This window comes from Mesorhizobium sp. ES1-4 (assembly GCF_020164745.1).
Classification (GTDB): Bacteria; Pseudomonadota; Alphaproteobacteria; order Rhizobiales; family Rhizobiaceae; genus Mesorhizobium.
Window position 1 is genome coordinate 13,672 of record NZ_JAIUGV010000026.1, and the last position, 22,770, is coordinate 36,441.

Sequence of the window (22,770 nt, forward strand, 5' to 3'; positions counted from 1 at the left end):
GACCCGGCGCCCTGGGTATGCCCCGGTCTTCACCCCATCCCGGACATGGTATCGTAGAGCAGCTTGAAATTGAGCACCAGAATTACCGCCGCGACGACCCAGGCCAATGCCGCCACACCGCGCGGAATGGCGAGGTTGCCCATCTTCTTCTTGTCGGAGACGAACTGCACCAGCGGGATGACCGCGAAAGGCAGTTGCATGGACAACACCACCTGGCTGAAGACCAGCAACTGACCGGTGCCCTTCTCGCCATAGAGCGCGGTGACGGCCACCACCGGAATGATGGCCAGGCCGCGCGTCAAAAGGCGCCGTGCCCAGTTGGGTATGCGAAGCCGAAGGAACCCTTCCATGATGATCTGGCCGGCGAGCGTTGCCGTCACCGTCGAGTTGAGGCCCGAGGCCAACAGTGCCACGGCAAACAGGATCGAGGCGATGCCCAGGCCAAGCAGCGGCGACAGCAGCTTGAAAGCCTGGTCGATCTCGGCGACGTCCTGGTGGCCGGTATCGTGGAAGGCGACCACCGCCACGATCAGGATGGCGGCGTTGACGAACAGCGCCAGCATAAGGGCAATGGTGGAGTCCGTCGTCGCCCATTTGATGGCATCGCGTTTTCCCGCCTCGGTGCGCTCATAGGCGCGGGTCTGCACGATCGAGGAATGCAAATAGAGATTATGCGGCATCACCGTGGCGCCGATGATGCCGATGGCGATGTAGAGCATCGCCGGGTTGGTGACGATCTCGGAGGACGGCACGAACATCGAATGCAGGATCGAGCCGGCCGGCGGAGCAGCCACGAAGATCTGGATGGCGAAGCAGCTGAAGATGATGATCAGAAGCGCGACGACGAAGGCTTCGAGATAGCGGAACCCCTTGTTCATCAAGAGCAGCACGAGGAAAGCGTCGAGCGCGGTCAGCATGGCGCCGCCGATCAGCGGAATGCCGAACAGGAGCTGCAGTGCGATCGCGGTGCCGATGACCTCGGCGAGGTCACAGGCGATGATGGCGAGCTCGCAGGCGATCCACAGCACGAAGTTGACTGGACGCGGATAGTAGGCGCGGCAGGCCTGGGCGAGGTCGCGGCCGGTGGCGATGCCAAGCCGGGCGGCCAGCGCCTGCAGCAGGATCGCCATCAGGTTGGACAGCATGATGATGAACAAAAGCGTGTAGCCGAACTGCGCCCCGCCGGCGAGATCGGTCGCCCAGTTGCCCGGGTCCATATAGCCGACCGAGACCATGTAGCCGGGCCCCATGAAGGCGAACAGCCGGCGGAACCACACGCCCGACGTCGGCACGGCGATGGTGGAGTTGACCTCGCGCAGGCTGGGCTGGTCCTCCTCGTCCCGCTTGGCGAACCCCCATGCCGGTCGGGTGGCTGTGGCTTCTGCTTCTAACATGAAAGGGCTTCCGGACTTATGGAGGATGTCTATAAGGTATGCCATGGCTCAACATTATGCAATAGGCTATATTTCATTGTCGCTGCTTTCCATCCCGCATTTGCCGGGGATGGCAACAAGCAATCCGAGCCGCGGATTGCCTGGCATCGGAGGATTTCAGGTCGGTTCACCTTGAAAACTGAATCCGCTTCAAAATCAGAGAGAGCATGACTTCATCCGAAGGCCACTTCACGCTTCCGCATCATGGGGCGCGCTTCCGACAGAAAACCCTCTATCGCTGCAATAGCGGTCGAGCGTATCGACCGAAGCCGTGGGATCGGCGAGCGCCACATAGGTGTCGGGCCGCAGGAGATAGAGCGCGTTGCGGGCAAGGCCAGCCTCTTCATAGGCAGGCCGCCACTCGAAGACGTTCAGCGGAACCCGATGGCGCTCGCACCATGACCTGACGTCCTCGCTGGCGACGCCGTAGATGTGGACCTGCCATTGCATGGCGGAAAGCGACGCAAAATTGTCCGATCCGCCGACCGGGGCCCAGGGCAACCGCTCGCCGCCGTGTACGCCTCCCGCCGAGCCCTGGCTGACGGGGCTTTCGCGGTAGTTGAGGGTGATCTGCGAAACGGTGCGGAAGATGAATTCGCGAACCCGGTCGATGCTGAGAATGCTGGGCACGACGATCGGGGCGATCCGCGTGCGAACGAGGTCGGCGATGCGCCCGTCGGCGGTGACGAAGGTGAAGACGCGATCGGTGGTGGCGACGAGGCGCTTGGCGAATGCGATGCGCTCGATCTCATAGCTGTCGAGCAGGGCGTCGGGCGCCCGCGCAGCGAGCACAAAAGACAGTTTCCATGCAAGATTGATCGCGTCCCCGATCCCGGTGTTCATCCCCTGTCCGCCGACCGGACTGTGAATGTGCGCCGCATCGCCCAAGAGAAATACGCGGCCCTTGCGGAATTGGCCGGCGACGCGGTGGTGAACGTGATAGGTCGAAAACCAGTTCACCTTTTCGATCTTGATCTTGAGGTTTTTGATCGCCTGGCTGCTGACGTCGTCGAATGTCAGTGTGTCGGCCTGATCCGCGCGCTGATCCCGGACCGTGCCGATCAGCCGGGCGCGGCGCGTGTCCGCCAAGGGAAAGATCGCCAGGAAGTCGGCTTCGTCGAGATCGACATGCAATTCGCCATTGATCGGTTCACCCGATGCCTCGACATCGGCGACGTAGAAAAGCTCGCGATAGGTGCCGCCGGGAAAACCGGCCGATATCGTCTCGCGCACCAGCGAATGCGCGCCGTCACAACCCGCCAGGTAGCTGAACTCGGCGGTTTCCTCGCCATGCTCGCCCCGCAGGCGGGCGACAATGCGGTCGCCATGGTCGGTGAAGCCTTGCAATTCTGTCTGTCGCTCGACGGTGACGCCCAATTGTCCGAGCCGTTCGACCAGAAGGCGTTCGTGCTCGTCCTGCGGAAAGATTTGCAAAAACGAATAGGGCGACAGATCCTCCCCGATCGTTGCGAACGGTATGCGCGCCTCAGCTTTCCCCCGCACCCACAAATTGGCGGCGCGAACCTTGTGGCCGCGCGCGATCACGGCATCGGCCAGATCGAGTTGACGGTAGAGTTCAAGTGTGCGCGCGGCTACGGCCAGGGCGCGCGACGTTGTGCCCGGCTCGCCGGTCTTGTCGATGATGCGGACGCCAACCCCCAGCTTGGTGAGCCAAAGCGCCAATACCAGCCCGGTCGGGCCGGCGCCTACGATCAGGACGTCACTGCGGGTCATGTTTTTCTCCTGGCGATGATTGCAGTCGGGCGTTTGAGATCAGCAACACCGCAGATATGGCCGCGGGAGTCGCCGACAATGCCACCGGATCAGTTTCCGCCGTTTCATCGCGGGCCAGGCTGACGACCGAGGGAACGTCGTCCCAAAGCGCGTCGACCCGCTTGCCGATCGACAAACAAGCCTCCAAATAAACGGCCTGAAGAATCAGAGCCCATGCTATAAAAGCAGCGACGGCTAAACTTCCGAGGAGGAGCGCGCATTGGCGCTGAAGAACAGACCGGTCCCGCGTGAGCCGTTGCTCGACGCCGATGTCCACTCGGAAGGGTTCCGGCAGACACGCGAAGCGCGCCGCAGCGCTCTGGTCGAGGATTATGTCGAACTGATCGCGGACCTGATCGAGGACGGCAACGAGGCGCGTCAGGTCGACATCGCCGCGCGGCTCGGCGTTGCCCAGCCGACGGTGGCCAAGATGCTGACCAGGCTTTGCGCCGACGGTCTGGTGTCGCGAAAACCTTATCGCGGTGTGTTCCTCACCGAAGCCGGCCGCAAGGTCGCGGAGGAAAGCCGCATTCGCCACCAGACGGTGGAGGCCTTCCTGCGTTCGCTCGGCGTCAGTGCCGAGACGGCGCGCATCGACGCCGAGGGCATAGAGCACCATGTCAGTGCCGAGACGCTCGAGGCGTTTCGCAAGGCGATGACGCTGCGCTGAGCCTGGTGGGGCGACTTCCTCGGGCGGACCAGCGAGCGGAACCGGCTGACCACACCGCACGTTGCTTCCGAGATCGCGCGATTGTCGCGCCAGGGAGAAGACGATGGGCGTCGAACAAGCACCGACCGCGAAGGGCAAGCAGGCGGCGAAGGGATTGAAGCAGGCTGCGGCCAGAGATGAGCGCAAGACGGAAGCCGAGACAGGCCACCCCTTGAAGAAGGGAGCGGAGCGGTTCGAGGAACGTTCGAAAAGCTCCGACGGCAAGAGCGCCGACGCTAAGCAAAAAGACTGAGCACTCTGCTGTTACGGCTGTACCAGCCGCGCGGGTGGAGACCAAGTGGCTTATGATGGCTGGGTAGCGCTATCTGGACAGCGAGTCCTAGGAGTCGCATCCTCTTCTTGGGAGAAGGGGAAGGCTTGCAATGACCAGCGAAGTCAGGGCTATTCCAGTTTACACTGCCAAGGATTATCCTCGTATCCGCCAGCTTGTCGGCGCCGATGACATGCCGGCGACTTGGGAAGAGCGGCATACAGATTTTGAAGCTTCCAAGGCGGAGAGACTCCATCGACGCGACTTCACCCACGCCAAAGTCCTCGTCAGGCCTGGCAAATTCAAAGCGTGGCTAGACGAAAAATCACTCTCGGCCTCAGAGCATGCGAGACAGATCTACGCTCAGGAGCGCCTGGATTCAAAGCGGGCAAGGGAGGAAGGGCGCCGCGAGTTGGAGCAAATGCTAATCGTCTCACAACGGCAACTGCTATCCTATTATCGGCCGCCACCGCCACGCGTGGTGCACCACGAGCCCTTCCCCAAAGGCCCGATCGGCTTGATCTATGCGGCCATAGGCGGCTTGTCCCTCGCGTGGCTGGCTCATCGTTGGCTTGGTTGAACAGTCCCGCATGCGATCTCGTGACGCGCCGGCTAGTTTGCCGATTTCAAACTGATGCACTACCGAAAAATGCTGTGACTTGGAGCAACCATTGCGATAATTGTTTGTTGGGTTGAGCCGGCCTTGCCGGAGCAATGAAAGTTTGCAGCGCGAGGAGTTGCCATGCTCTGGAGAGGCCGTCGTCAGAGTGACAACATCGAGGATGACCGCAGCGACGGCGGTGGTGGCGGGATCGGTGGTGGCGGTGGCCAGTTCCGCATCCCTATCGGTGGCCGCGCCGGTGGCGGCGGCAGCATATTCCTCGTCATCCTGGTGGTGTTGGCCGGCTGGTATTTCGGCTTCGATCCCTCTGCGATCCTGGGCGGTGGCGACGGCGGCCTGCTGCCGGGCGGTGGTGGCCAGATCACAGACAACAGCGGCGGTGGCCAGGATAGCAGCACAGGTGCGCCGGCCAATGACGAGATGAAGCAGTTCGTCGCCACCGTGCTCGCCGAGACCGAGGACACCTGGACCGGCATCTTCAAGTCGCAAGGCCTGACCTATGAGGATCCCAAGCTGGTGCTGTTTTCCGGCCAGGTCCGCTCGGCCTGCGGTTTTGCTTCCGCCGCGGCCGGCCCGTTCTATTGTCCGGGCGACCACAAGGTCTATCTCGACATGACCTTCTTCCAGCAGCTCGACCAGCAGTTCGGTGCTTCCGGCGAGTTCGCCCGTGCCTATGTCATCGCGCATGAGGTCGGCCACCATGTGCAGAACCTCACCGGCATCATGGGCAAGTTCAACCAGATGCGCCAGGGCATGAGCGAAGCCGATGCCAACCAGCTGTCGGTGCGCATCGAGTTGCAGGCCGACTGCTTCGCCGGCGTGTGGGCCCACTATACCGCGCAGAAGGGCATATTGGAGCAGGGCGACTTCGAAAGCGCGCTCAACGCCGCCAAGCAAATCGGCGACGACACGCTGCAGAAGAAGATGCAGGGCTATGTCGTGCCGGAAAGCTTCAACCACGGCACGTCGCAGCAGCGGCAAACCTGGCTGGCGCGCGGCTACAAGAACGGCAAGCTGTCGGACTGCAACACGATGAGCGGCCCGCTCTAAGCGATCGTTTTCGGACAAAGACCTGACGGCGAAGACGCCGTCAGGGGATGTCAGGATCAAAGCTTCCCGCCTGTTCCCTCATTGTTCCTTTTCGCGGCCTCGCCTATAAGGTGCGTCCGCCCGCGCCCCAAGGCGGCCAGAGGAGCTTGACCCGTCATGATCGATCCCAAAACCGCCAGGCGGGGCCTTGCGCTGGTTTTCACCACGCTGCTGCTCGACATCATCGGCTTCGGCATGATCATGCCGGTGCTGCCGGCCTTTCTCAGGGAGTTGACCGGCGTCGGCATCAGCGAAGCGGCGATCGAGGGCGGCTGGCTGTTCTTCGTCTACGCGGCCATGCAGTTCTTCTTCGCGCCGATCATGGGCGGCTTGAGCGACCGGTTCGGCCGGCGGCCGATCCTGCTCGCTTCGGTGCTGACGTTCTCCATCGACAATCTGATCTGCGCCATCGCCTGGTCCTATCCGATGCTGTTCATCGGGCGCGTCCTGGCCGGCATTTCGGGCGCCAGCTACTCGACGACATCGGCCTTCATCGCCGACATTTCGAACGACGATAACCGGGCGAAGAATTTCGGCCTGCTCGGCATCGCCTTCGGCGTCGGCTTCGTCATTGGGCCGGTGCTGGGCGGATTGCTCGGCACGTTCGGACCGCGCGTGCCGTTCTTTTTCGCCGCCGGGCTGGCCTTCGTGAACTTCACGATCGCGATGGTGTTCCTGCCGGAGACGCTAGATGAAAAACATCGCCGCCGCTTCGAGTGGAAACGCGCCAATCCGGTCGGCACGCTCCTGCAGATGCGCCAGTATCAGGGCATCGGCTGGATCGGGCTGGTCTTCTTCCTGATGACGCTTGGCCACATGATGTATCCGGCGGTGTGGTCGTTCGTTTCCAACTACCGCTATGGCTGGAGCGAGCAGCAGATCGGCTTCTCGCTCGGCGCCTTCGGCCTGTGCGGCGCGATCATCATGGGCACGGTGCTGCCGCGCGTCATCCGCAGGCTCGGCGAGTGGAGAACGGCGGTCATCGGCCTCACATTCACGGCGGCCAGCGCCTTCGGCTATGCCTTCGCCTCGCAAGGCTGGATGATCTACGCCGTGATCGTGGTCGGCTGCCTGGAAGCGCTGGCCGATCCGCCGCTCAGAAGCCTCGCAGCCGCCAAGGTGCCGCCATCGGCACAGGGCGAGTTGCAGGGCGCGATGACCTCGATCTTCTCGATCACGTCGATCGTCACGCCGCTGCTCTACACCGCGATCTTTTCCTGGTTCACCGGGCCAAGCGCGCCCGTCACCTTCGGCGGCGCACCCTACCTGGTCGGCGCGTGCTTCCTGGTGCTGGCGGTTGTCGTCTTCGTCACCAAGGTGGCGAGACCGGCGGCGGTGAGGACAGTCGCGGCCGAGGTCGCGGAAGATGGAGCGCAGGTGTGACCCATCACAGCCGCATCATGCCGACCAAATGAGGGCGTCGGCATGTCCAATTTCACGCCGTCGCAGTTCGATCTGCTAGCCTCGCGGCTGCCGTTCGCGCTCGCCACCAACCAGGAGGCGAGCGAGGGCCGGCCGGTGGCGTGAGGTCGGAAATCAGGATTCAATCCACTCGCTGGGGACATCCAACTGCTTTGCCAGCATCGCGCTGGTTTGCGCAGACGGTTTGCGGCGATTGGATTCAAGATCCGATAGGAAGCCCTGGCTCACCCCGACGGCAGCCGCCAACTCGGCCTGTGTCAGCTTGCGCCAATTGCGGAGGGCCTTGAGGCGGCCGGAGCCTCGCAAAATATCCATGGTCACATCAGCGGGCAGGGCCTTTTCCGTTTTGAGATCAGCTTTCCGTTCATCATAGATGACGACGTCCGCGGCATCTTCGAGGGCTTCTTCGGCGGCATGCAGCAAGGCCTCATAGTCGGCCTTCGGGATGACGACCAGTTCTTCGCCGGTTGAAGTCTTTATGATTTGCGGGGCGTTCATGGGTTCAGTCCTATGGCCGGCTGTAAGTCGTCGTTTCACGCTTGCCGATGTAGACCGCAAGGATCGTGATGCGATCTTCATCGAAGATGACGCGGTAGCGGCCAATCCGCAGCCTGTAACCATCCCTGCCGGAAAGACGCTTTACATCTCCACGGCCGCTGATTGCGTAGGCGATCAAACCTTCGGAAACCTGCTCGCGGACGTCAGCGGGCAGATTGTCGAAATCACGAGCCGCCGATACCGAAAGGATAATCGTCTTCACACCAGCAGTATCGCAGATTTATCGCTTTGGGTTAAGCGATATTATCCTGGTTGCGAACCTTCAAAGGATCAAGCGCGCTCGGCCAGCAATTCCTCGCCGCGCTTTTCGCGGATCAGGTTGACGAAGCGGCGGAACAGATAGTGCGAATCCTGCGGGCCGGGCGAGGCCTCGGGGTGATGCTGGACCGAGAACACTGGGCGGCCGGTCAGCGCGATGCCGCAGTTCGAGCCGTCGAACAGCGAGACATGGGTTTCCTCGACACCCGCGGGCAGCGAGTCGGCAACGACGGCGAAGCCGTGGTTCATCGAGACGATCTCGACCTTGCCGGTGGTGTGATCCTTGACCGGATGATTGGCGCCGTGATGACCCTGGTGCATCTTGGCGGTCTTGCCGCCCAGCGCCAGCGCCAGCATCTGGTGGCCCAGGCAGATGCCGAAAACCGGAATGTCGGTCTTGAGCAGGTCCTGGATGACCGGCACGGCATAGTCGCCGGTGGCCTCCGGATCGCCGGGGCCGTTGGAGAGGAAGATGCCGTCCGGCCGCATGGCGAGGATTTCTTCCGAACCGGTACTGGCGGGAACCACTGTCACCTTGGCGCCAAGACCCGCGAGCAGGCGCAGTATGTTGCGCTTGACGCCGTAGTCGATGGCGACGACATGCAGCGAAGGCTCGTCCTGTTCGCCAAAACCTTCGTTCCAGGCCCACGGCGTCTCGCGCCAGACCGACGACTGGCCCGACGTGACCTCCTTGGCGAGATCGAGCCCGATCAGGCCCGACCATGCGGCAGCGCGCCGCTTCAGGTCGTCGACGTCGAAGATGCCGTCGGGCGCGTGCGCGATGACGGCGTTGGGCATGCCCTTTTCGCGGATCAGCGCGGTGAGCGCCCTCGTGTCGATACCCGAGAGCGCAACGATGCCCCGCTTCTTCAGCCACTGGTCGAGGTGGCCGGCGGCGCGATAATTGGATGGGTTGGTGACATCGGCCTTGAACACGGCGCCGACGGCGCCGGCGCGGGCGGCCGGATTGACGTCCTCGATGTCCTCGCCATTGGTGCCGATATTGCCGATATGCGGGAAGGTGAAGGTGACGATCTGGCCGGCATAGGAAGGGTCGGTGAGGATTTCCTGGTAGCCGGTGAGCGCCGTGTTGAAGCAGAGTTCGGCGACTGCGGAGCCGGTGGCGCCGAGGCCGCGGCCCTCGATGACGGTTCCGTCGGCCAGCACCAGCAGGGCGGTCGGCTTTTCGGTTGCCCAGGCGGGCGTCATCTCGGTCATGGCGGCACTCCTATCGAGCCGCGCTTCCACAGGCCTGGCCGGCCATCCGCGCAGCAAATGGCGCGGAGCGGCGAATTCGCGGCCTCCACGCACTCAAGCTTCAGTTCATGCAAGGCCCAGTACATAGGGGAAGGGGGCAGGGCGGTCAATGATCCTGCGAAATACGGCGGCGATTTATTTCATTGAGGAATATCAGAGGCTTGCCTTGGGATATCGGGGTTTGCGTTGGCTTGCTCCCGGCGCTATTGTCCGCGCCGACCGAAGGAGAGAGAGCCATGCGCGCAAAAATCGCCGAATCCCTGAAGACCGCGATGAAGGCGCAGGACAAGCACCGGCTGCCGACATTGCGGCTGATCCAGGCCGCCATCCATGACCGCGATATCGCCAATCGCGGTGCGGGGAAGGAACCGGCCAGCGACGAGGAGATCCTGCAGATCCTGGCCAAGATGGTGAAGCAGCGCGAGGAGTCGGCCAAGGCATTCGAGGACGGCAAGCGGCCGGAACTGGCGGCGCAGGAGCGCGGCGAGATGGAGATCATCCGCGACTTCCTGCCGACGCAGCTCGACGATGCGGCGGTCATGGCGGCGGCGCGCGAGGCGATTGCCGCGACCGGTGCGGCCAGCCAGAAGGACATGGGCAAGGTGATCGCCGCGCTGAAGCAGAAATATGCCGGCCAGATGGATTTCGGCAAGGCGAGCGGCATCGTCAAGGGGCTGCTGCAGTAGGGCGATTTCCCGACCCCTGTGGGGGTGCTCAGAAGTCTGACTCAAAACCAAAGTAGTCTGACTCGGAATCCGCAAAGCTCGGCTCATTGGCCTAGTCGCGGCGCGGAGCAGTTTTTTTCACACTGGATGTAACTGGCGATGGGGTCCGAAGGACTCCCCATTTTTCACTTTGCGAGGCGGAGATTTCTCGCCCCCGCGGGTTCTCGCCTCGTAGACTGAAGGCTCATGATGTGTAAGTACTATGTGTTGGCGTTAAGTTTGCGTGGCTAAAAAAGAAGATCGTCTGTAAGGATTTGATCACCTTCAACGGTTAAGAAAGTGCGCTCTGGAGAAGGATAGCGCTCGATGTTTACTTGGGCAGGTTTTCTCGATCGACCCTCGTATGCATGGCGAGCGGCTGTTGCGATCGTATTCCTTATCGGAACAGCCTTTCTTTTTCCATTCCTTTTGAAGGTGATTGCGACGGCTTCACACTGTCAAATAGATACATGTGGCGCCGTCTCTCTCGTTGCTTCCACCGCGCTACGCCCTCTTTTCTTTGTTGGCGCCTTGGCGATTATCCTGAGCGCATGTATCCGTAGGGCACGTGATGCCGGGTTGCGCCCATGGATGGGGGCGTTCCCACCCCTCATGTTGGTCGGCGACCAAGGCTTCCTGCAACATGCAGGGTCAGGGTGGGCGTATCCGTTCTCGACGGGCATCCTATCATTTCATGCACCGATCTATGCTCTGTTTGGCATGGTCCTTATCGGACTGCTCGGCTTCCCTTCACGTTATGTCCTTCGCTATGGAGGAAATCGTATCCTGGACAATGCAATAGGGCTCTTGGCGGGCTGGTTGTCGATTGCCGCCGCGTTGCGCGCAAGTGGCTTTCCACCATTCGGCCTTACGGAACTGCCAGTTCAGATCACGGCCCGGCTATTCTTGTTCCTGTTCTACGCGCCATACACGATGCCGATCTTTCTCGCTTTGGCGGTCTACCGGGTCTGGCGGTCGAATCTGATTGCTCCCGTTACGCCGTCAGCGGTATCCGTTTCGGGGGGCGAGGCGCCGAACCTCTGGCAGCCGAAACGCGCCGCAGTCATTGGCATGATTGCGGCGCTCGCTGTTTTCTTCTGGTCGCTCTCGACAAAAGGCCAAATGAGCGGTCAGCTCTTGCCCATCTTGCTCGCGGTTTACGCGCTGCCAATCTTGATGCCAACATTCCTTCTCTACACCGGAGTCGTCGCATCGGTTTTGCGGCTCAAGGCAAAACCAGACCTGATTGCTGTCGCGGCATTGCTGGTCACCTTGATCCCATTTGGCCTGTGGGCTGCGTCGTTCTCTTCGGTTCAGGCGGCCAAAGCGCGTGAAAAGGCCGCCGTTGCCGCCATTTCCAAGGTCACGCTCCCGGCAAAGGTCAGGGGTGTGGTCATCGAAGGCGACGACTGGTCGTTGATCAATTGCGCGCGGACCCGCGTCCTTTCCAGCGACCGTGAGGTCGGCGACGTCCTGACTCGCGGACAAAGCAAGAGCGCGTATCTCCGGTTCACGCGGGCGGCGGCGGGATCGGCAATCAATCAGGGCCAGGCGGCTGAAACGGCGCCGCCTGATTATGTCCTCATTCGATTGCCACGCCAGCCGCAATTTCTTAAGGACAGTCGGGTCGGCCAGGATATCGCATCGCCAGCGGTGGAAGTTTACGCGGTCGATCCGGGTGGCACACACCTCGTCGCTGCGACCTATACCTCCATTAATCGACCTCCGGTTTTTCCACCCCTGTTGACCACTCACGGTTGGTATCGGCCTGGAAATTCGGCAACCGCACAAGAGTCGTGCGAGAGCGTCGGCGACTTCATTCAACACGAGTTGCTCGAAAAATTGTCGGCTGACCCTGCCTGAGCGTTTCAGGAATTAAATAACCGTTCACGGTCCGACAGAGCTCGGTCCAGAATGACCTGCAGGCTGGGACGTGATCGTTTCCTCACTCGAGAATCAGGCGGAGAGTCACACTTTCGCGCCGAACTGTCGTCTTGAGTTAGGGTTCCTTGCAGATCGGCAGCGGCTGCGCCGGCGGGGCCGGATGATCGTTCCTGTACTGGGCAATGATCGGTTCGAGGGTTTTCCGTGGCCAGAATTTCGGCTTGCCGATCTCCTTCAGGCAGGATGCGTTCCAGTAAGCGCCTGAAGGGGAATGGCCGCTTGCGACGGCGGCGATATCGCGCGATTCCGGATAGATGTAGAGCGTGGTCGGGTTATCTTTCACCATCGAGATGAGTTGCGCGGCATCGGCCGGGGACCAGCTGGTGCAGCCATTGCTGCGGCCGCCGGCATAGTCCACCAGCTTGCCGAACGGCACCATGCCATCGCCATCGGCATAGGCGCTTTTCGGGTTCTTGCGCATGCACATGGTGCGCAGCACCTGCGCCGCGTGGCCGCCGATCACGCGCTGCCTGGCATTGGCGGCTTCGCCTTCGCCGTCGAACTGAATGAACGTGCGTTGAAAAGCCACGTCCTGTTTCGCGGCAACACGGTAAAAGCCCTTGAACGATGTTTTCGCCTCGCGGGTCATGTAGGCGCCGCCGGCGGTCAGCTCCGAATCCATGGCATTGCCGAAGTTCTTCGCGCAGCGCCTGCCATTGGAAAAGTCCACGGTGCCTTTCAGGTTCCGGCCGCCGCCGTGACCCGACGAAATCGCGCGAAACGACTGGCTGGCTTCGCACACGACATAGTAGCGGCGCCCAAGCACGCCATTGCCCAGGTCGCCGGGACGGGTGGCGTCCATGGCGAAGTAACAGGGGTTCCGGACGGAGCCCTGCGCCACCTTCTTCAGATAAAGCGCGCGCGCCCGCTCCAGCACCACTTGCGAGATCTGGCCATCGCCGTCGCCGACATGGGCCTCCAGCCAGGCCGGAACGGCCGAAGACGCGGCAAAGGACCGGGCCGATGCCATCAAGGCCATGAAGACGGCAAGGAGCCCGAAGAGCGTAACGACACCAAACGGGACAGATCTCAACCGCACCGGACCATTCTCCTGTCGAAGCCGGTCGTGATTCCAGAGTGGTGAATCACCCGAGGACGATCATAAAATAGCACAATGATAAAACGCCGCGCGCAATCAGGCGAAACACATCTTGTTTAGCGCGCCGGCAAGTGTGCGCGAAGGGCCGAGGGCGACGCGCAATCCTCCATAACCGCGATGCTGGCCCAAGGCTTGCGGTGGAAGCCCCCATATCGGCGAGCATTCCCGATTTTCGATCCGCCAGGATTCCAGGCGGCTTGAGCGCTCTGCTGTCCAAGGTTATGCCTGCCGCGTTTTTCATGAGGCATCGATCATGGTCACGATCGTCAAACCCGCGCTTGAGCATCTGGCGTCCTACAAACGCGGCTGGTCGCCGGACAATGTGCGGCTCCACGAGGCGACGCGCGAGCAACTCGCGGCCATTGAAGAAAATCCCGTGGCGTTCCTGGCCAGCCTCGACGACCCCGAGGCCAGGGGTGGTCCCATCATCTTGCCCGACGGGACGAAAGTTCCGCGCTTGCCGGGCTTCCGCCGCTGGATCTGGGACGGCGAAGCCGCCGGCTCGATCGGCTTTCGCTGGCAGAAGGGCACGGCGGAACTGCCTTCGCACGTGCTTGGCCACATCGGCTACGCCGTCGTGCCGTGGAAGCGGGGGCGCGGCTACGCCACCGCAGCGTTGCGGCTGATGCTGGACGAGGCGAGGGCGGTGGGCCTGCCCTATGTCGAGATTACCGCCAAGCCGGGCAATCCGGCGTCGCACAAAGTGATCCTGGCCAATGGCGGCAAGCTCGTCGAGCGCTTCTTCGAGGATGCCGCCTATGGCGGGGTGGAAAGCCTACGGTTCCGGATCGAACTGTAGGCAGTATTTCGGCGAGACTCCTGCCAAATCTGTGCTCAGATCGCGGAATCCTACCCTCAAATCGTCTCTACGGTCTTGGGTTAGCGCCAAGCTCCGGCGGCATTGCCTCCACCGTGCTGGTCACCGTCAAGGCCGAGCGGCTGTTGCGCCGGCGCGGGTGAGGTCTTCTATTCGGCGGCGGCCGGCAGCGGCGGCCTGACGTCGGCACGACGCTCCCAGACATGTGAGGCGACGGCGACGATGACGGCGACCAGCATGGCGAAGGCGCCAACAACCGGCAGGCTGCGATAACCATAGCCGGCATTGAGCATGGCGGCGCCGAGCGAAGCGGCCAGCGCGATGCCGATATTGAAGCCGGACGGGATGAGCGAGGCGGCGAGGCCGGAGGCGTCGGCCGTCCACGACAGGATGCGGGTCTGGATCGGCGTGCCGATGGCGAAGTTGAGACCGCCCCAGACGATGATCGCGACAACCATCGGCGCGGGATAGGGGCTGACGGCATAGATGACGGCCAGCGTCGCGGCCTGCAGGGCGAGCATGGCGATCAACGACGGCATCAGTTTCCAGTCCGACAGCTTGCCGCCGAGGAAGACGCCAAGCGTGGCGCCGACGCCGTTGAGCAGCAGCACCCAGGGTACAAGGCCCTCGTCGAGCCCGGTCACCTCCAGCAGCGTCGGGGTGATGTAGGTGAACAGGCAGAATTGGCCGAGCATCAGCATCAGCATCAGGATCAGCGAGCTCCAGACCTGCTGGCGCGCCAGCACGCGGACTTCGCTGGCAAGGTTCGCCGACTTGGCCTGATATCCCGTGGTGTGCGGCAACAAGGCCGCCATGGTGAGAGTTGCCGCCACGCCCAGCGCGCACATCACCCAGAAGGTCGCGCGCCAGCCCCAGATGTTGCCGATCGCGGTGCCGGCCGGCACGCCGATGACGTTGGAGACGGTGAGGCCCGACAGGATGACGGCGACTGCCATGCCGCGCTGATCCTCGCGCACAAGGCCGACGGCGACGACCATGGCGACGCCGAAATAGGCGCCATGCGCTACAGCCACGGCGATGCGCAGCAAGAGCATGGAGGTGAAGTCGGGCGCCAGCGCGCAGGCGGCCTGGCCAAAGGTGAAGCCGACGGCGAGGCCGAGCAGCAAGGTCTTGCGCGGCAGCGACTTGGTGGCGAGCGCCAGCAGCGGTCCGCCGATGGCGATGCCGCAGGCATACCCGGACACGAGATAGCCCGAGGTGGGAACCGAAACGCCAAGCCCATGCGCCACCTGCGGCAGCACGCCGGCGATGACGAATTCGGTGGTGCCGAAAGCGAAAGCGGCGATGAACAGGGCGATCAGCGGCATCGACATGAAAAGAAACCCTCGAAATGCAGGGCTCAAACCATGGATAGCCCGGGCAGGCAATCCAGAAATTGTCGATGTCGCTTTAGCTTTTCTTGACCGGACGCATTGAACGCAAGCCGGTCAGGTCACCGACTTGCGTCCGTAGGGAATCCTCAGCCACGCCCGCTCGTGAAAATAGTAGAGCAGCGACTTGGTGAAGACCTCCGTTACGCCGATGGCGGCCGCAAGCTTGAAGCTTCCGGTCACCACCAGCGAGATGATCATCGTATCGATCGTGCCGGTCACGCGCCAGGAAAGCGCCTTGGCGAAACTGCGCGTATGGGTGTCCATCGATCTCCTCCCAGTGGCGCTAGATGCTTAGCCGACGGATGCGAGGATGGGCAAAGAATAATTTTGCCCTTCCTGCCGGAATGCCGGAAGGTTGTTCTCAAGTTGATGTCGCGGCGGCAATCATACCGCCTCAGCCAGCCTTCAGCCGCGATCCGAAGAGCAGGCCGCGCTCTTCGAGCACGGGATAGGCCATCGACGCCAGCAGCGAGTTGATCTGCTTCAGGTCGCGGATGGTGTCGAGGTGGATCGAGCTGGTTTCAATGCTTTTGGCGCTGCCTTCGCGCAGGCGCAGGAAATGGCTGGCGCTGGTTTCCTTCTCGCGGTCGCGCAACTGGTCTTTCTCCAGCACGAGTTGGCACGCGGTCTCGGCATCGCGCGAGACCAGCACGTTGAAGGCAAGCCTTGCGTTGGCCAGCACCGAGGCGTGGAAGGCGCAGAGCTCTCGCCAGCCCTCGGGCGTGAATTCCAGCCCGCGCTCGAGCTTCTTCTTCACATGTGCCAGCATGTTGCGCACGATGATGTCGCCGACCTGCTCGAGCTTGACGCAGGCGCCGATCAATTCCTGGCAGCGCAGCGCCTCGTCTTCGCTCAGCGGGTTCTTGGTGACCTTGGCGAGATAGAGTTTTATGGCCGCGTGCCTGCGGTCGACACGGTCGTCGAGGGCGGCCAGCGCCTTGATCCTGTCCGAGTCGGCGTCTTCATAGAGTTCGATGATGCGTTTGAGCATGATCTCGACCGTTTCGCAGACGCGCACCACCTCGCGCGTGGCGTTGGCCAAGGCCTGGCTGGGCGCGTCGAGCGCGCTTTCGTTGAGCGCCGACAGTTCGACGATGTCGAGCGTGGCGGCCGGCGCCGGCCTGGCGCCGAGCGCCACGATCCTTTCGGAAGCCCGGTAGACCAGACCGGCCAACGGCAGTCCCGCGAGCAGGATGACGACGTTGAACAGGATATGGGCGTTGACGATCTGATCGGCCGCCGTCGGGCCGAGGAAGGCGACATGCGGCCGCAAGATCATGAACAGGATCAGCATGACCAGCGAGCCCAGGCCGCGCATCAGGAGGTTGCCGACCGGCACGACGCGCACTTCGGGGCTGGCCGAGCGTGTCAGCATCGGCGCGATCAGCGACGAACCGAGATTGACCCCGAGGACAAGGACGAGGCCGAGTTCAGGGCTGATCAGGCCGCGGCCGGCCAGCGTCGCCATCAACAGCACCGCCGCGATGCTCGACTGGAACAGCCATGTGATCATCGCGGCCAGCAGGTAGGCGGTGATGGAATCGCTGGAGAAGTAATTGAGAATGACCGGCAGCAGCTGGCTGTTGCGCAGCGGCTCGGACGCCTGGCCGATCATTTCCAGGGACAGGATCAAGAGGCCGATGCCGACCATGATGCGGCCGGTCTGGCGCCAGTCCCGGCGCTCGGTGGCCATGAACATCACCGTGCCTGATATCAGGCAGAGCGGCACCAACAGGGTGAGATCGAAGGTCAGCAGCTTCACCACCAGGGCCGAGCCTATCTCGGCGCCACGCACGGCCAACTGGCCGGCGGCGCCCGAGACGATGCCGGAACCGGCGAAGGAGCCGACCAGCAGCGTGACCGCCGTCGAGCTTTGCAGCGCGATCGCGAGGCCCGTTCCAGCCAGCACCGCCATGACCGGATTGCGCATGGTGGCGCGCAGACGATGACGCAGCACGTCGCCATAGGCGCGCTCGACGCCGGTCTTGACCATACGGGTGGCAAACAGCATCAGCGCGACCGCACCGGCCAGATGCAGCAGGACGACCGAGCCGCTCATGGCCGCCTCCGTGGCCCGGTGGGCGGCAGCGGCGCGGTGAGCAAGCCCGCATGGAAAAGGGTGTGGATCAACATCGCGGCAGCCATTGTAGGTCGATGTACCTTAGCCGGATAACAAATTTTGACCCCTGCGGCAAGATGGCTGGCGCGCACAGGGGCGGGCTTCGGCGGCACGTTCAACCTGTCATTCCAAGCTCAGGATTCCATTACACAATTGTAATGCATGTGTTCAGTTTCGGTTCATCGTCTCGCCGCTAATCGTTGGGCATCGACAACCAAGGAGACTTCCGATGAAACGCATTGTTCTTTCCGCTCTCGCCTTCTCGATGCTGGCCGCCACCTCGCTCACCGGCCAGGCAGCGCCGATGAACGCGCCGGTAGCGCCGCAGTCGAACTACATCAAGGTCGACTGGCAGAAGCCCGGCAGGCATGTCGAGAAGCGCGTGGTGAAGAAGAAGGTCGTCGTGAAGCGCAACCACTGGCGCAATGGCCAGAAATATTCCAACTGGAAGCGTCACCAGCCGATCCGCGACTATCGCCGCTATGGCCTGCGTCGCCCCGGCCCCGGCCAGGAGTGGATTCGCGTCGGCAACGACTATGTGCTGGTCAGTATCCTCTCCGGCATCATCTTCGGCGCGATTGCCGCGCAATAAGTCCGCGCATAACCGGAATGTAGCGAAGGGCGGCCCGCAATGGCCGCCCTTCTTTTTGCCCTGTGGAAACCGGGTATGGCCCGTATTGGGGGTCGTCGGATTTCGTGCGCATGATTATATGGTGGGAAAACGAGTTCCCCCATGCGCTTTCCGCCCGCCTTCCTCGACGAGATACGCGACCGTGTGCCGATTTCATCGGTCATCGGCCAGCGCGTGGCGTGGGATCGCAAGAAGACCAATGCGTCGCGTGGCGACTACTGGGCCTGCTGTCCGTTCCATGGCGAGAAGAGCCCGTCCTTCCACTGCGAGGACAAGAAGGGCCGTTATCACTGTTTCGGCTGCTCGGTCTCGGGCGATCATTTCAAGTTCCTGACCGAGCTCGAAGGACTGAGTTTTCCCGAGGCGGTCGAGAAGATCGCCGACATGGCCGGCGTGCCGATGCCGGTTCGCGACGCGCAGGAGGAGCGGCGCGAGAAGGAACGCGCCAGCCTGACCGATGTCATGGAGATGGCGACCGCCTTCTTCCAGGAGCGCCTGCAAGGGCCAGAGGGGGCCAAGGCCCGCGCCTATCTGCGCGATCGTGGGCTGACGCCGGCGACACAGCAATCGTTCCGGCTCGGCTTCGCGCCCGACAGCCGCAATGCGCTCAAGGAGCATCTGGCGGCCAAGGGTGTGCCGAAAGCCGATATCGAGGCCTGCGGGCTGGTGCGGCACGGCGACGACATTCCCGTCTCCTACGACTGGTTCCGCGACCGCATCATGTTCCCGATCCCGGATTCGCGCGGCAAGATCATCGCCTTCGGCGGGCGCGCGCTGGCGGCCGATGCTCCGGCCAAATACATGAATTCGCCCGACACCGAGCTCTTCCACAAGGGCAATGTGCTCTACAATTTCGCCCGTGCGCGCAAAGCCCTGGCCAAGGGCGGCACGGTCATCGCTGTCGAAGGCTACATGGACGTGATCGCGCTGGCGCAGGCTGGTTTCGAGAATGTCGTGGCGCCGCTCGGCACCGCGCTCACCGAAAACCAGCTCGAACTGCTGTGGCGCATGGCGCCGGAGCCGATGCTGTGCTTCGACGGCGACAAGGCCGGGCTGAAGGCCGCCTGGCGGGCCGCCGACATGGCGCTTCCGTCAGTACAGGCCGGACGCTCGGCGCGCTTTGCGCTGCTGCCGGAAGGCAAGGACCCCGACGACCTGGTCAAGGCCGAGGGGCCGGATGCGTTCCGTGCGGTGCTCTCCGACGCACGGCCGCTGGTCGACCTCTTGTGGATGCGCGAGACGGCTGGTGGCGTCTTCGACACGCCGGAGCGGCGGGCCGAGCTCGAGAAGACGCTGCGCGAACTGACCAGCCGCATCCGCGACGAAAGCCTGCGTTATCACTATCAGCAGGAGATGCGCGAGCGGGTGCTGAGCTTCTTCGGCTCCCAGCGCAATGCGCGGCAAGGTCGTCAGGACGGCGGCCGGCCCGGCCAGCGCGGCCAGGGCAAGCCTGCGCCAGGCGGGCAATTCGCCAAGGCCGGCGGCGGCCGCATGGCGATCACCGAAAGCCTCGGTCAGTCGGCGCTGGTCAGACGCGGCGAGGGGATGTCGGTGCGCGAGGCGACGATCATCGTGGCATTGGTCAATCACCCGGCGCTGATCGACGAGAACTTCGCCCATGTCGAGTTTCTCGACCTCGCCAACTCCGACCTGACGCGGCTGCATGCCGCCATCCTCGACGCGATGGCGCATGACATGGCCAATGACCGGCATGCCGTGGTGGCGACGATCGAGCGCGCCGGCTGCGCCGAGATCTGGGAGCGGGCCGTCGGCCTGATCAGGCGGGCGCGGCAATGGCCAGCGCTGGAGACGGCGGCGCTCGAGGATGCCCGCGACGCTCTGAACCAGGCGTTGCACTTGCAGCGCAGCGCGCGCACCTTACATAAGGAACTGAAACAGGCGGAAGCGGCCCTCGAAGCTGATCCTTCGGACGAAAACTTCCGCCATCTGATCGAAATTCAGGCGCAATTTCAGGACGTGCAAGCGACGGAAGCGCTGATCGAAGGATTTGGCGTTTCGTCGGGCAGGGCTGGTCGAGCCTAGGTGCGAGCGCGTGCGGGACGAAGGCGTTGCCATGGCTCCTTTCGGGGGCATGGCGCGCTAAGTCGGGTAATTGATTCGCTTTTTTCATGCGAATCATGCCAGAGGCGCTTGACCTTCGAATAGAATGGCGGAATCAGGACGATTCGAAACGTTAACCCGCACCCGCGTCGACGGGAAACAAGCGATGCAAGGTGCTCGGTCACTGGACAGGCAGTCCGCCTGCCACAGATATCAGGGTTAATCTGGACTTAATGTATGCCGCCCAAGAGTGAAACCCGGTTTTGGGGCAACGGCATGCGCCAAACAAAAGAGTGGATGCAGTTCGTGGGCCGGGTGAGGCGCGTTTAGAAAAAACGAGCTTATCCGATTTGACTGGTCCGACAGCTTACGCGGCCCCGATGGCCGGCCGCTAGGAGAAGATAAAGACTATGGCGACAAAGGAAAAGGAAGAGGTCGAGACCGAACGCGAAGGCGCCACCGATGGGCCCCTGCTCGACCTTTCCGATGATGCTGTCAAGAAGATGATCAAGGCCGCCAAGAAGCGCGGCTATGTCACCATGGACGAGCTGAATTCGGTGCTGCCTTCCGAGGAGGTGACCTCCGAGCAGATCGAAGACACGATGGCGATGCTGTCCGACATGGGCATCAATGTCGTCGAGGACGACGAGCAGGGCGAAGAGGCAGAGGCCGGCGACACAGCCGCCGATGCCGAGGAAGACGCCAACGAACTGGCCGAGCAGACCGGCACCGCGGTCGCCGCCACCACGACCAAGAAAGAGCCGACCGACCGCACCGACGATCCCGTGCGCATGTATCTGCGCGAAATGGGCTCCGTCGAGCTTCTGTCGCGCGAAGGCGAAATCGCCATTGCCAAGCGCATCGAGGCCGGCCGCGAGACGATGATCGCGGGCCTGTGCGAAAGCCCGCTGACCTTCCAGGCCATCATCATCTGGCGCGACGAGCTCAACGAATCCAAGATCCTGCTGCGCGAAATCATCGATCTCGAAGCCACCTATGCCGGGCCCGAGGCCAAGCAGGCGCCGGTGGTGGAGCGCGTCGAGGAAGCACCCAAGGCCGAGGAAAAGCCACGTCGCGGACGCGACGATGAAGACGATATCACCAATGTCGGCGCCGATACGCGCGGCATCGGCGATGACGACGAGGAAGACGAGGACGAGGCGAGCCTGTCGCTGGCGGCGATGGAAGCGGAGCTCCGCCCGCAGGTGATGGAGACGCTCGACGTCATCGCCGACACCTACAAGAAGCTGCGCAAGCTGCAGGACCAGCAGGTCGAGAACAGGCTGGCCGCCGCCGGCACGCTGTCGCCCAGCCAGGACCGCCGGCTGAAGGAGCTGAAGGACCAGCTGATCAAGGCGGTGAAGTCGCTGTCGCTCAACACGGCGCGCATCGAGGCGTTGGTCGAGCAGCTCTACGACATCAACAAGCGTCTGGTGCAGAACGAGGGCAAGCTTTTGCGCCTCGCCGAAAGCTACGGCGTGCGCCGCGAGGAGTTCCTGAAGGAATATCAGGGCTCGGAACTCGATCCGAACTGGACGCGCTCGATCGCCAATCTGACCTCGCGCGGCTGGAAGGAGTTCACCAAGAACGAGAAGGATGCGATCAAGGACCTGCGCGCCGAGATCCAGCACCTGGCCACCGAAACGGCGATCTCGATCCTGGAATTCAGGAAGATCGTCAACCAGGTGCAGAAGGGCGAGCGCGAAGCCGCCATCGCCAAGAAGGAAATGGTCGAGGCCAATCTGCGCCTCGTCATCTCGATCGCCAAGAAATACACCAATCGCGGCCTGCAGTTCCTCGACCTGATCCAGGAAGGCAATATCGGCCTGATGAAGGCGGTCGACAAATTCGAATACCGCCGTGGCTACAAATTCTCGACCTACGCGACATGGTGGATCCGGCAGGCGATCACGCGTTCGATCGCCGACCAGGCCCGCACCATCCGCATTCCCGTGCACATGATCGAGACGATCAACAAGATCGTGCGTACCTCGCGCCAGATGCTGCACGAGATCGGCCGCGAGCCGACGCCGGAAGAACTGGCCGAAAAGCTCGCAATGCCGCTCGAAAAAGTGCGCAAGGTCTTGAAGATCGCCAAGGAGCCGATCTCGCTCGAAACGCCGGTCGGCGACGAGGAGGATTCGCATCTGGGCGATTTCATCGAGGACAAGATGGCGATCCTGCCGATCGACGCGGCGATCCAGGCCAACCTGCGCGAGACCACCACGCGGGTGCTTGCCTCGCTGACGCCGCGCGAGGAACGTGTGCTCAGAATGCGGTTCGGCATCGGCATGAACACCGACCACACGCTGGAAGAAGTCGGCCAGCAGTTCTCGGTCACCCGCGAGCGTATCCGCCAGATCGAAGCCAAGGCGCTGCGCAAGCTGAAGCATCCAAGCCGCAGCCGCAAGCTGCGCAGCTTCCTGGATAGCTGAGACTTGCAATCATATCGAAGATCAAGGGCGCCATCGGCGCCCTTTGTCATTGGCGGTGTTCGCCCTTGCAGCCGACGATCTTAGGGACGATAGTCCCGCCTCGGATGCATTTTCTGGGCGACAACCCGGAAGCCCGCCCCGGCGAAGTCGCCGTGCTCCGTGGCGCCGGAGGGA

At 62.6% G+C, this 22,770-nt stretch carries 21 protein-coding genes; 11 read left to right on the forward strand and 10 right to left on the reverse strand.

Annotated elements, in window-relative coordinates:
* Positions 1-29 precede the first annotated feature (29 nt).
* From LB556_RS29670 to LB556_RS29680, 3 genes are all read right to left on the reverse strand, one after another.
* Entirely contained in the window at positions 30-1,394 is a 1,365-nt protein-coding gene (locus LB556_RS29670) for an Nramp family divalent metal transporter (protein ID WP_224571053.1), read from the reverse strand.
* Positions 1,395-1,622: 228 nt separating this feature from the next.
* Entirely contained in the window at positions 1,623-3,167 is a 1,545-nt protein-coding gene (locus tag LB556_RS29675; RefSeq protein WP_224571054.1) for an FAD-dependent monooxygenase, read from the reverse strand.
* Positions 3,154-3,342 (reverse strand): hypothetical protein, encoded by a 189-nt coding sequence (locus LB556_RS29680; RefSeq protein WP_224571055.1) that lies wholly within the window; start codon positions 3,340-3,342, stop codon positions 3,154-3,156. The genes LB556_RS29675 and LB556_RS29680 overlap by 14 nt, the downstream gene beginning before the upstream one ends.
* An 84-nt stretch (positions 3,343-3,426) precedes the next feature.
* On the opposite strand from LB556_RS29680, the gene mntR reads away from it, so the two are divergent.
* The 5 genes from mntR to LB556_RS29705 all read left to right on the forward strand — a co-directional run bounded on the left by mntR (position 3,427) and on the right by LB556_RS29705 (position 7,280).
* Positions 3,427-3,876, forward strand: coding sequence for a manganese-binding transcriptional regulator MntR (gene mntR, locus LB556_RS29685; protein WP_224571056.1), 450 nt, complete (start codon positions 3,427-3,429; stop codon positions 3,874-3,876).
* Positions 3,877-3,979: 103 nt separating this feature from the next.
* Positions 3,980-4,168 (forward strand): hypothetical protein, encoded by a 189-nt coding sequence (locus tag LB556_RS29690; protein ID WP_224571057.1) that lies wholly within the window; start codon positions 3,980-3,982, stop codon positions 4,166-4,168.
* 130 nt (positions 4,169-4,298) lie between these two features.
* Positions 4,299-4,766 carry a hypothetical protein gene (locus LB556_RS29695; RefSeq protein ID WP_224571058.1) on the forward strand — a complete coding sequence of 156 codons (468 nt, stop codon included), beginning with the start codon at positions 4,299-4,301 and terminating at the stop codon, positions 4,764-4,766.
* A 162-nt stretch (positions 4,767-4,928) separates the two neighbouring features.
* Entirely contained in the window at positions 4,929-5,858 is a 930-nt protein-coding gene (locus LB556_RS29700) for a neutral zinc metallopeptidase (protein ID WP_224571059.1), read from the forward strand.
* A gap of 156 nt (positions 5,859-6,014) precedes the next feature.
* Entirely contained in the window at positions 6,015-7,280 is a 1,266-nt protein-coding gene (locus tag LB556_RS29705; protein WP_224571060.1) for a TCR/Tet family MFS transporter, read from the forward strand.
* 153 nt (positions 7,281-7,433) lie between these two features.
* Here the strand turns inward: LB556_RS29705 and LB556_RS29710 are convergent, their stop codons facing one another.
* The 3 genes from LB556_RS29710 to carA all read right to left on the reverse strand — a co-directional run bounded on the left by LB556_RS29710 (position 7,434) and on the right by carA (position 9,353).
* The gene (locus LB556_RS29710; protein ID WP_224571061.1) at positions 7,434-7,817 is read right to left on the reverse strand and encodes a helix-turn-helix domain-containing protein; all 384 of its coding nucleotides are present in this window, start codon (positions 7,815-7,817) and stop codon (positions 7,434-7,436) included.
* A gap of 10 nt (positions 7,818-7,827) precedes the next feature.
* Positions 7,828-8,079 carry a type II toxin-antitoxin system RelE family toxin gene (locus tag LB556_RS29715; RefSeq protein WP_224571062.1) on the reverse strand — a complete coding sequence of 84 codons (252 nt, stop codon included), beginning with the start codon at positions 8,077-8,079 and terminating at the stop codon, positions 7,828-7,830.
* A gap of 68 nt (positions 8,080-8,147) precedes the next feature.
* Positions 8,148-9,353: a glutamine-hydrolyzing carbamoyl-phosphate synthase small subunit gene (gene carA / locus LB556_RS29720; protein WP_224571063.1), complete on the reverse strand. Its 1,206-nt coding sequence runs from the start codon at positions 9,351-9,353 to the stop codon at positions 8,148-8,150.
* Positions 9,354-9,628: 275 nt separating this feature from the next.
* Between carA and LB556_RS29725 the strand changes: the two genes are divergently transcribed.
* Entirely contained in the window at positions 9,629-10,078 is a 450-nt protein-coding gene (locus LB556_RS29725) for a GatB/YqeY domain-containing protein (protein ID WP_224571064.1), read from the forward strand.
* 630 nt (positions 10,079-10,708) lie between these two features.
* Complete coding sequence (locus tag LB556_RS29730) at positions 10,709-11,959, forward strand: hypothetical protein (protein WP_224571065.1); 1,251 nt, start codon at positions 10,709-10,711, stop codon at positions 11,957-11,959.
* 136 nt (positions 11,960-12,095) lie between these two features.
* Here LB556_RS29730 and LB556_RS29735 read toward each other — a convergent pair whose 3' ends face one another.
* Positions 12,096-13,079, reverse strand: coding sequence for a murein L,D-transpeptidase catalytic domain family protein (locus LB556_RS29735; RefSeq protein ID WP_224571066.1), 984 nt, complete (start codon positions 13,077-13,079; stop codon positions 12,096-12,098).
* A 313-nt stretch (positions 13,080-13,392) separates the two neighbouring features.
* Between LB556_RS29735 and LB556_RS29740 the strand changes: the two genes are divergently transcribed.
* Positions 13,393-13,938: a GNAT family N-acetyltransferase gene (locus LB556_RS29740; protein ID WP_224571067.1), complete on the forward strand. Its 546-nt coding sequence runs from the start codon at positions 13,393-13,395 to the stop codon at positions 13,936-13,938.
* 167 nt (positions 13,939-14,105) lie between these two features.
* Here the strand turns inward: LB556_RS29740 and LB556_RS29745 are convergent, their stop codons facing one another.
* The 3 genes from LB556_RS29745 to LB556_RS29755 form a co-directional block, all read right to left on the reverse strand.
* Positions 14,106-15,290 (reverse strand): MFS transporter, encoded by a 1,185-nt coding sequence (locus tag LB556_RS29745; RefSeq protein ID WP_224571068.1) that lies wholly within the window; start codon positions 15,288-15,290, stop codon positions 14,106-14,108.
* 114 nt (positions 15,291-15,404) lie between these two features.
* Positions 15,405-15,614, reverse strand: a complete 210-nt coding sequence (locus tag LB556_RS29750) for a DUF2061 domain-containing protein (RefSeq protein WP_224571069.1) — start codon at positions 15,612-15,614, stop codon at positions 15,405-15,407.
* A 130-nt stretch (positions 15,615-15,744) separates the two neighbouring features.
* On the reverse strand, positions 15,745-17,409 hold the full coding sequence (locus LB556_RS29755) for a Na/Pi cotransporter family protein (protein ID WP_224571070.1): 1,665 nt from the start codon (positions 17,407-17,409) through the stop codon (positions 15,745-15,747).
* 289 nt (positions 17,410-17,698) lie between these two features.
* Here LB556_RS29755 and LB556_RS29760 point away from each other — a divergent pair, with 289 nt between their 5' ends.
* The 3 genes from LB556_RS29760 (at position 17,699) to rpoD (ending at position 22,596) form a co-directional block, all read left to right on the forward strand.
* On the forward strand, positions 17,699-18,061 hold the full coding sequence (locus LB556_RS29760) for an RcnB family protein (RefSeq protein WP_224571071.1): 363 nt from the start codon (positions 17,699-17,701) through the stop codon (positions 18,059-18,061).
* Between the two features lie 141 nt (positions 18,062-18,202).
* Positions 18,203-20,143, forward strand: a complete 1,941-nt coding sequence (gene dnaG / locus LB556_RS29765; protein WP_224571072.1) for a DNA primase — start codon at positions 18,203-18,205, stop codon at positions 20,141-20,143.
* A gap of 428 nt (positions 20,144-20,571) precedes the next feature.
* A complete protein-coding gene (rpoD, locus tag LB556_RS29770; protein ID WP_027145766.1) occupies positions 20,572-22,596 on the forward strand; it encodes an RNA polymerase sigma factor RpoD in 2,025 nt (674 codons plus the stop codon).
* Positions 22,597-22,770 lie beyond the last annotated feature (174 nt).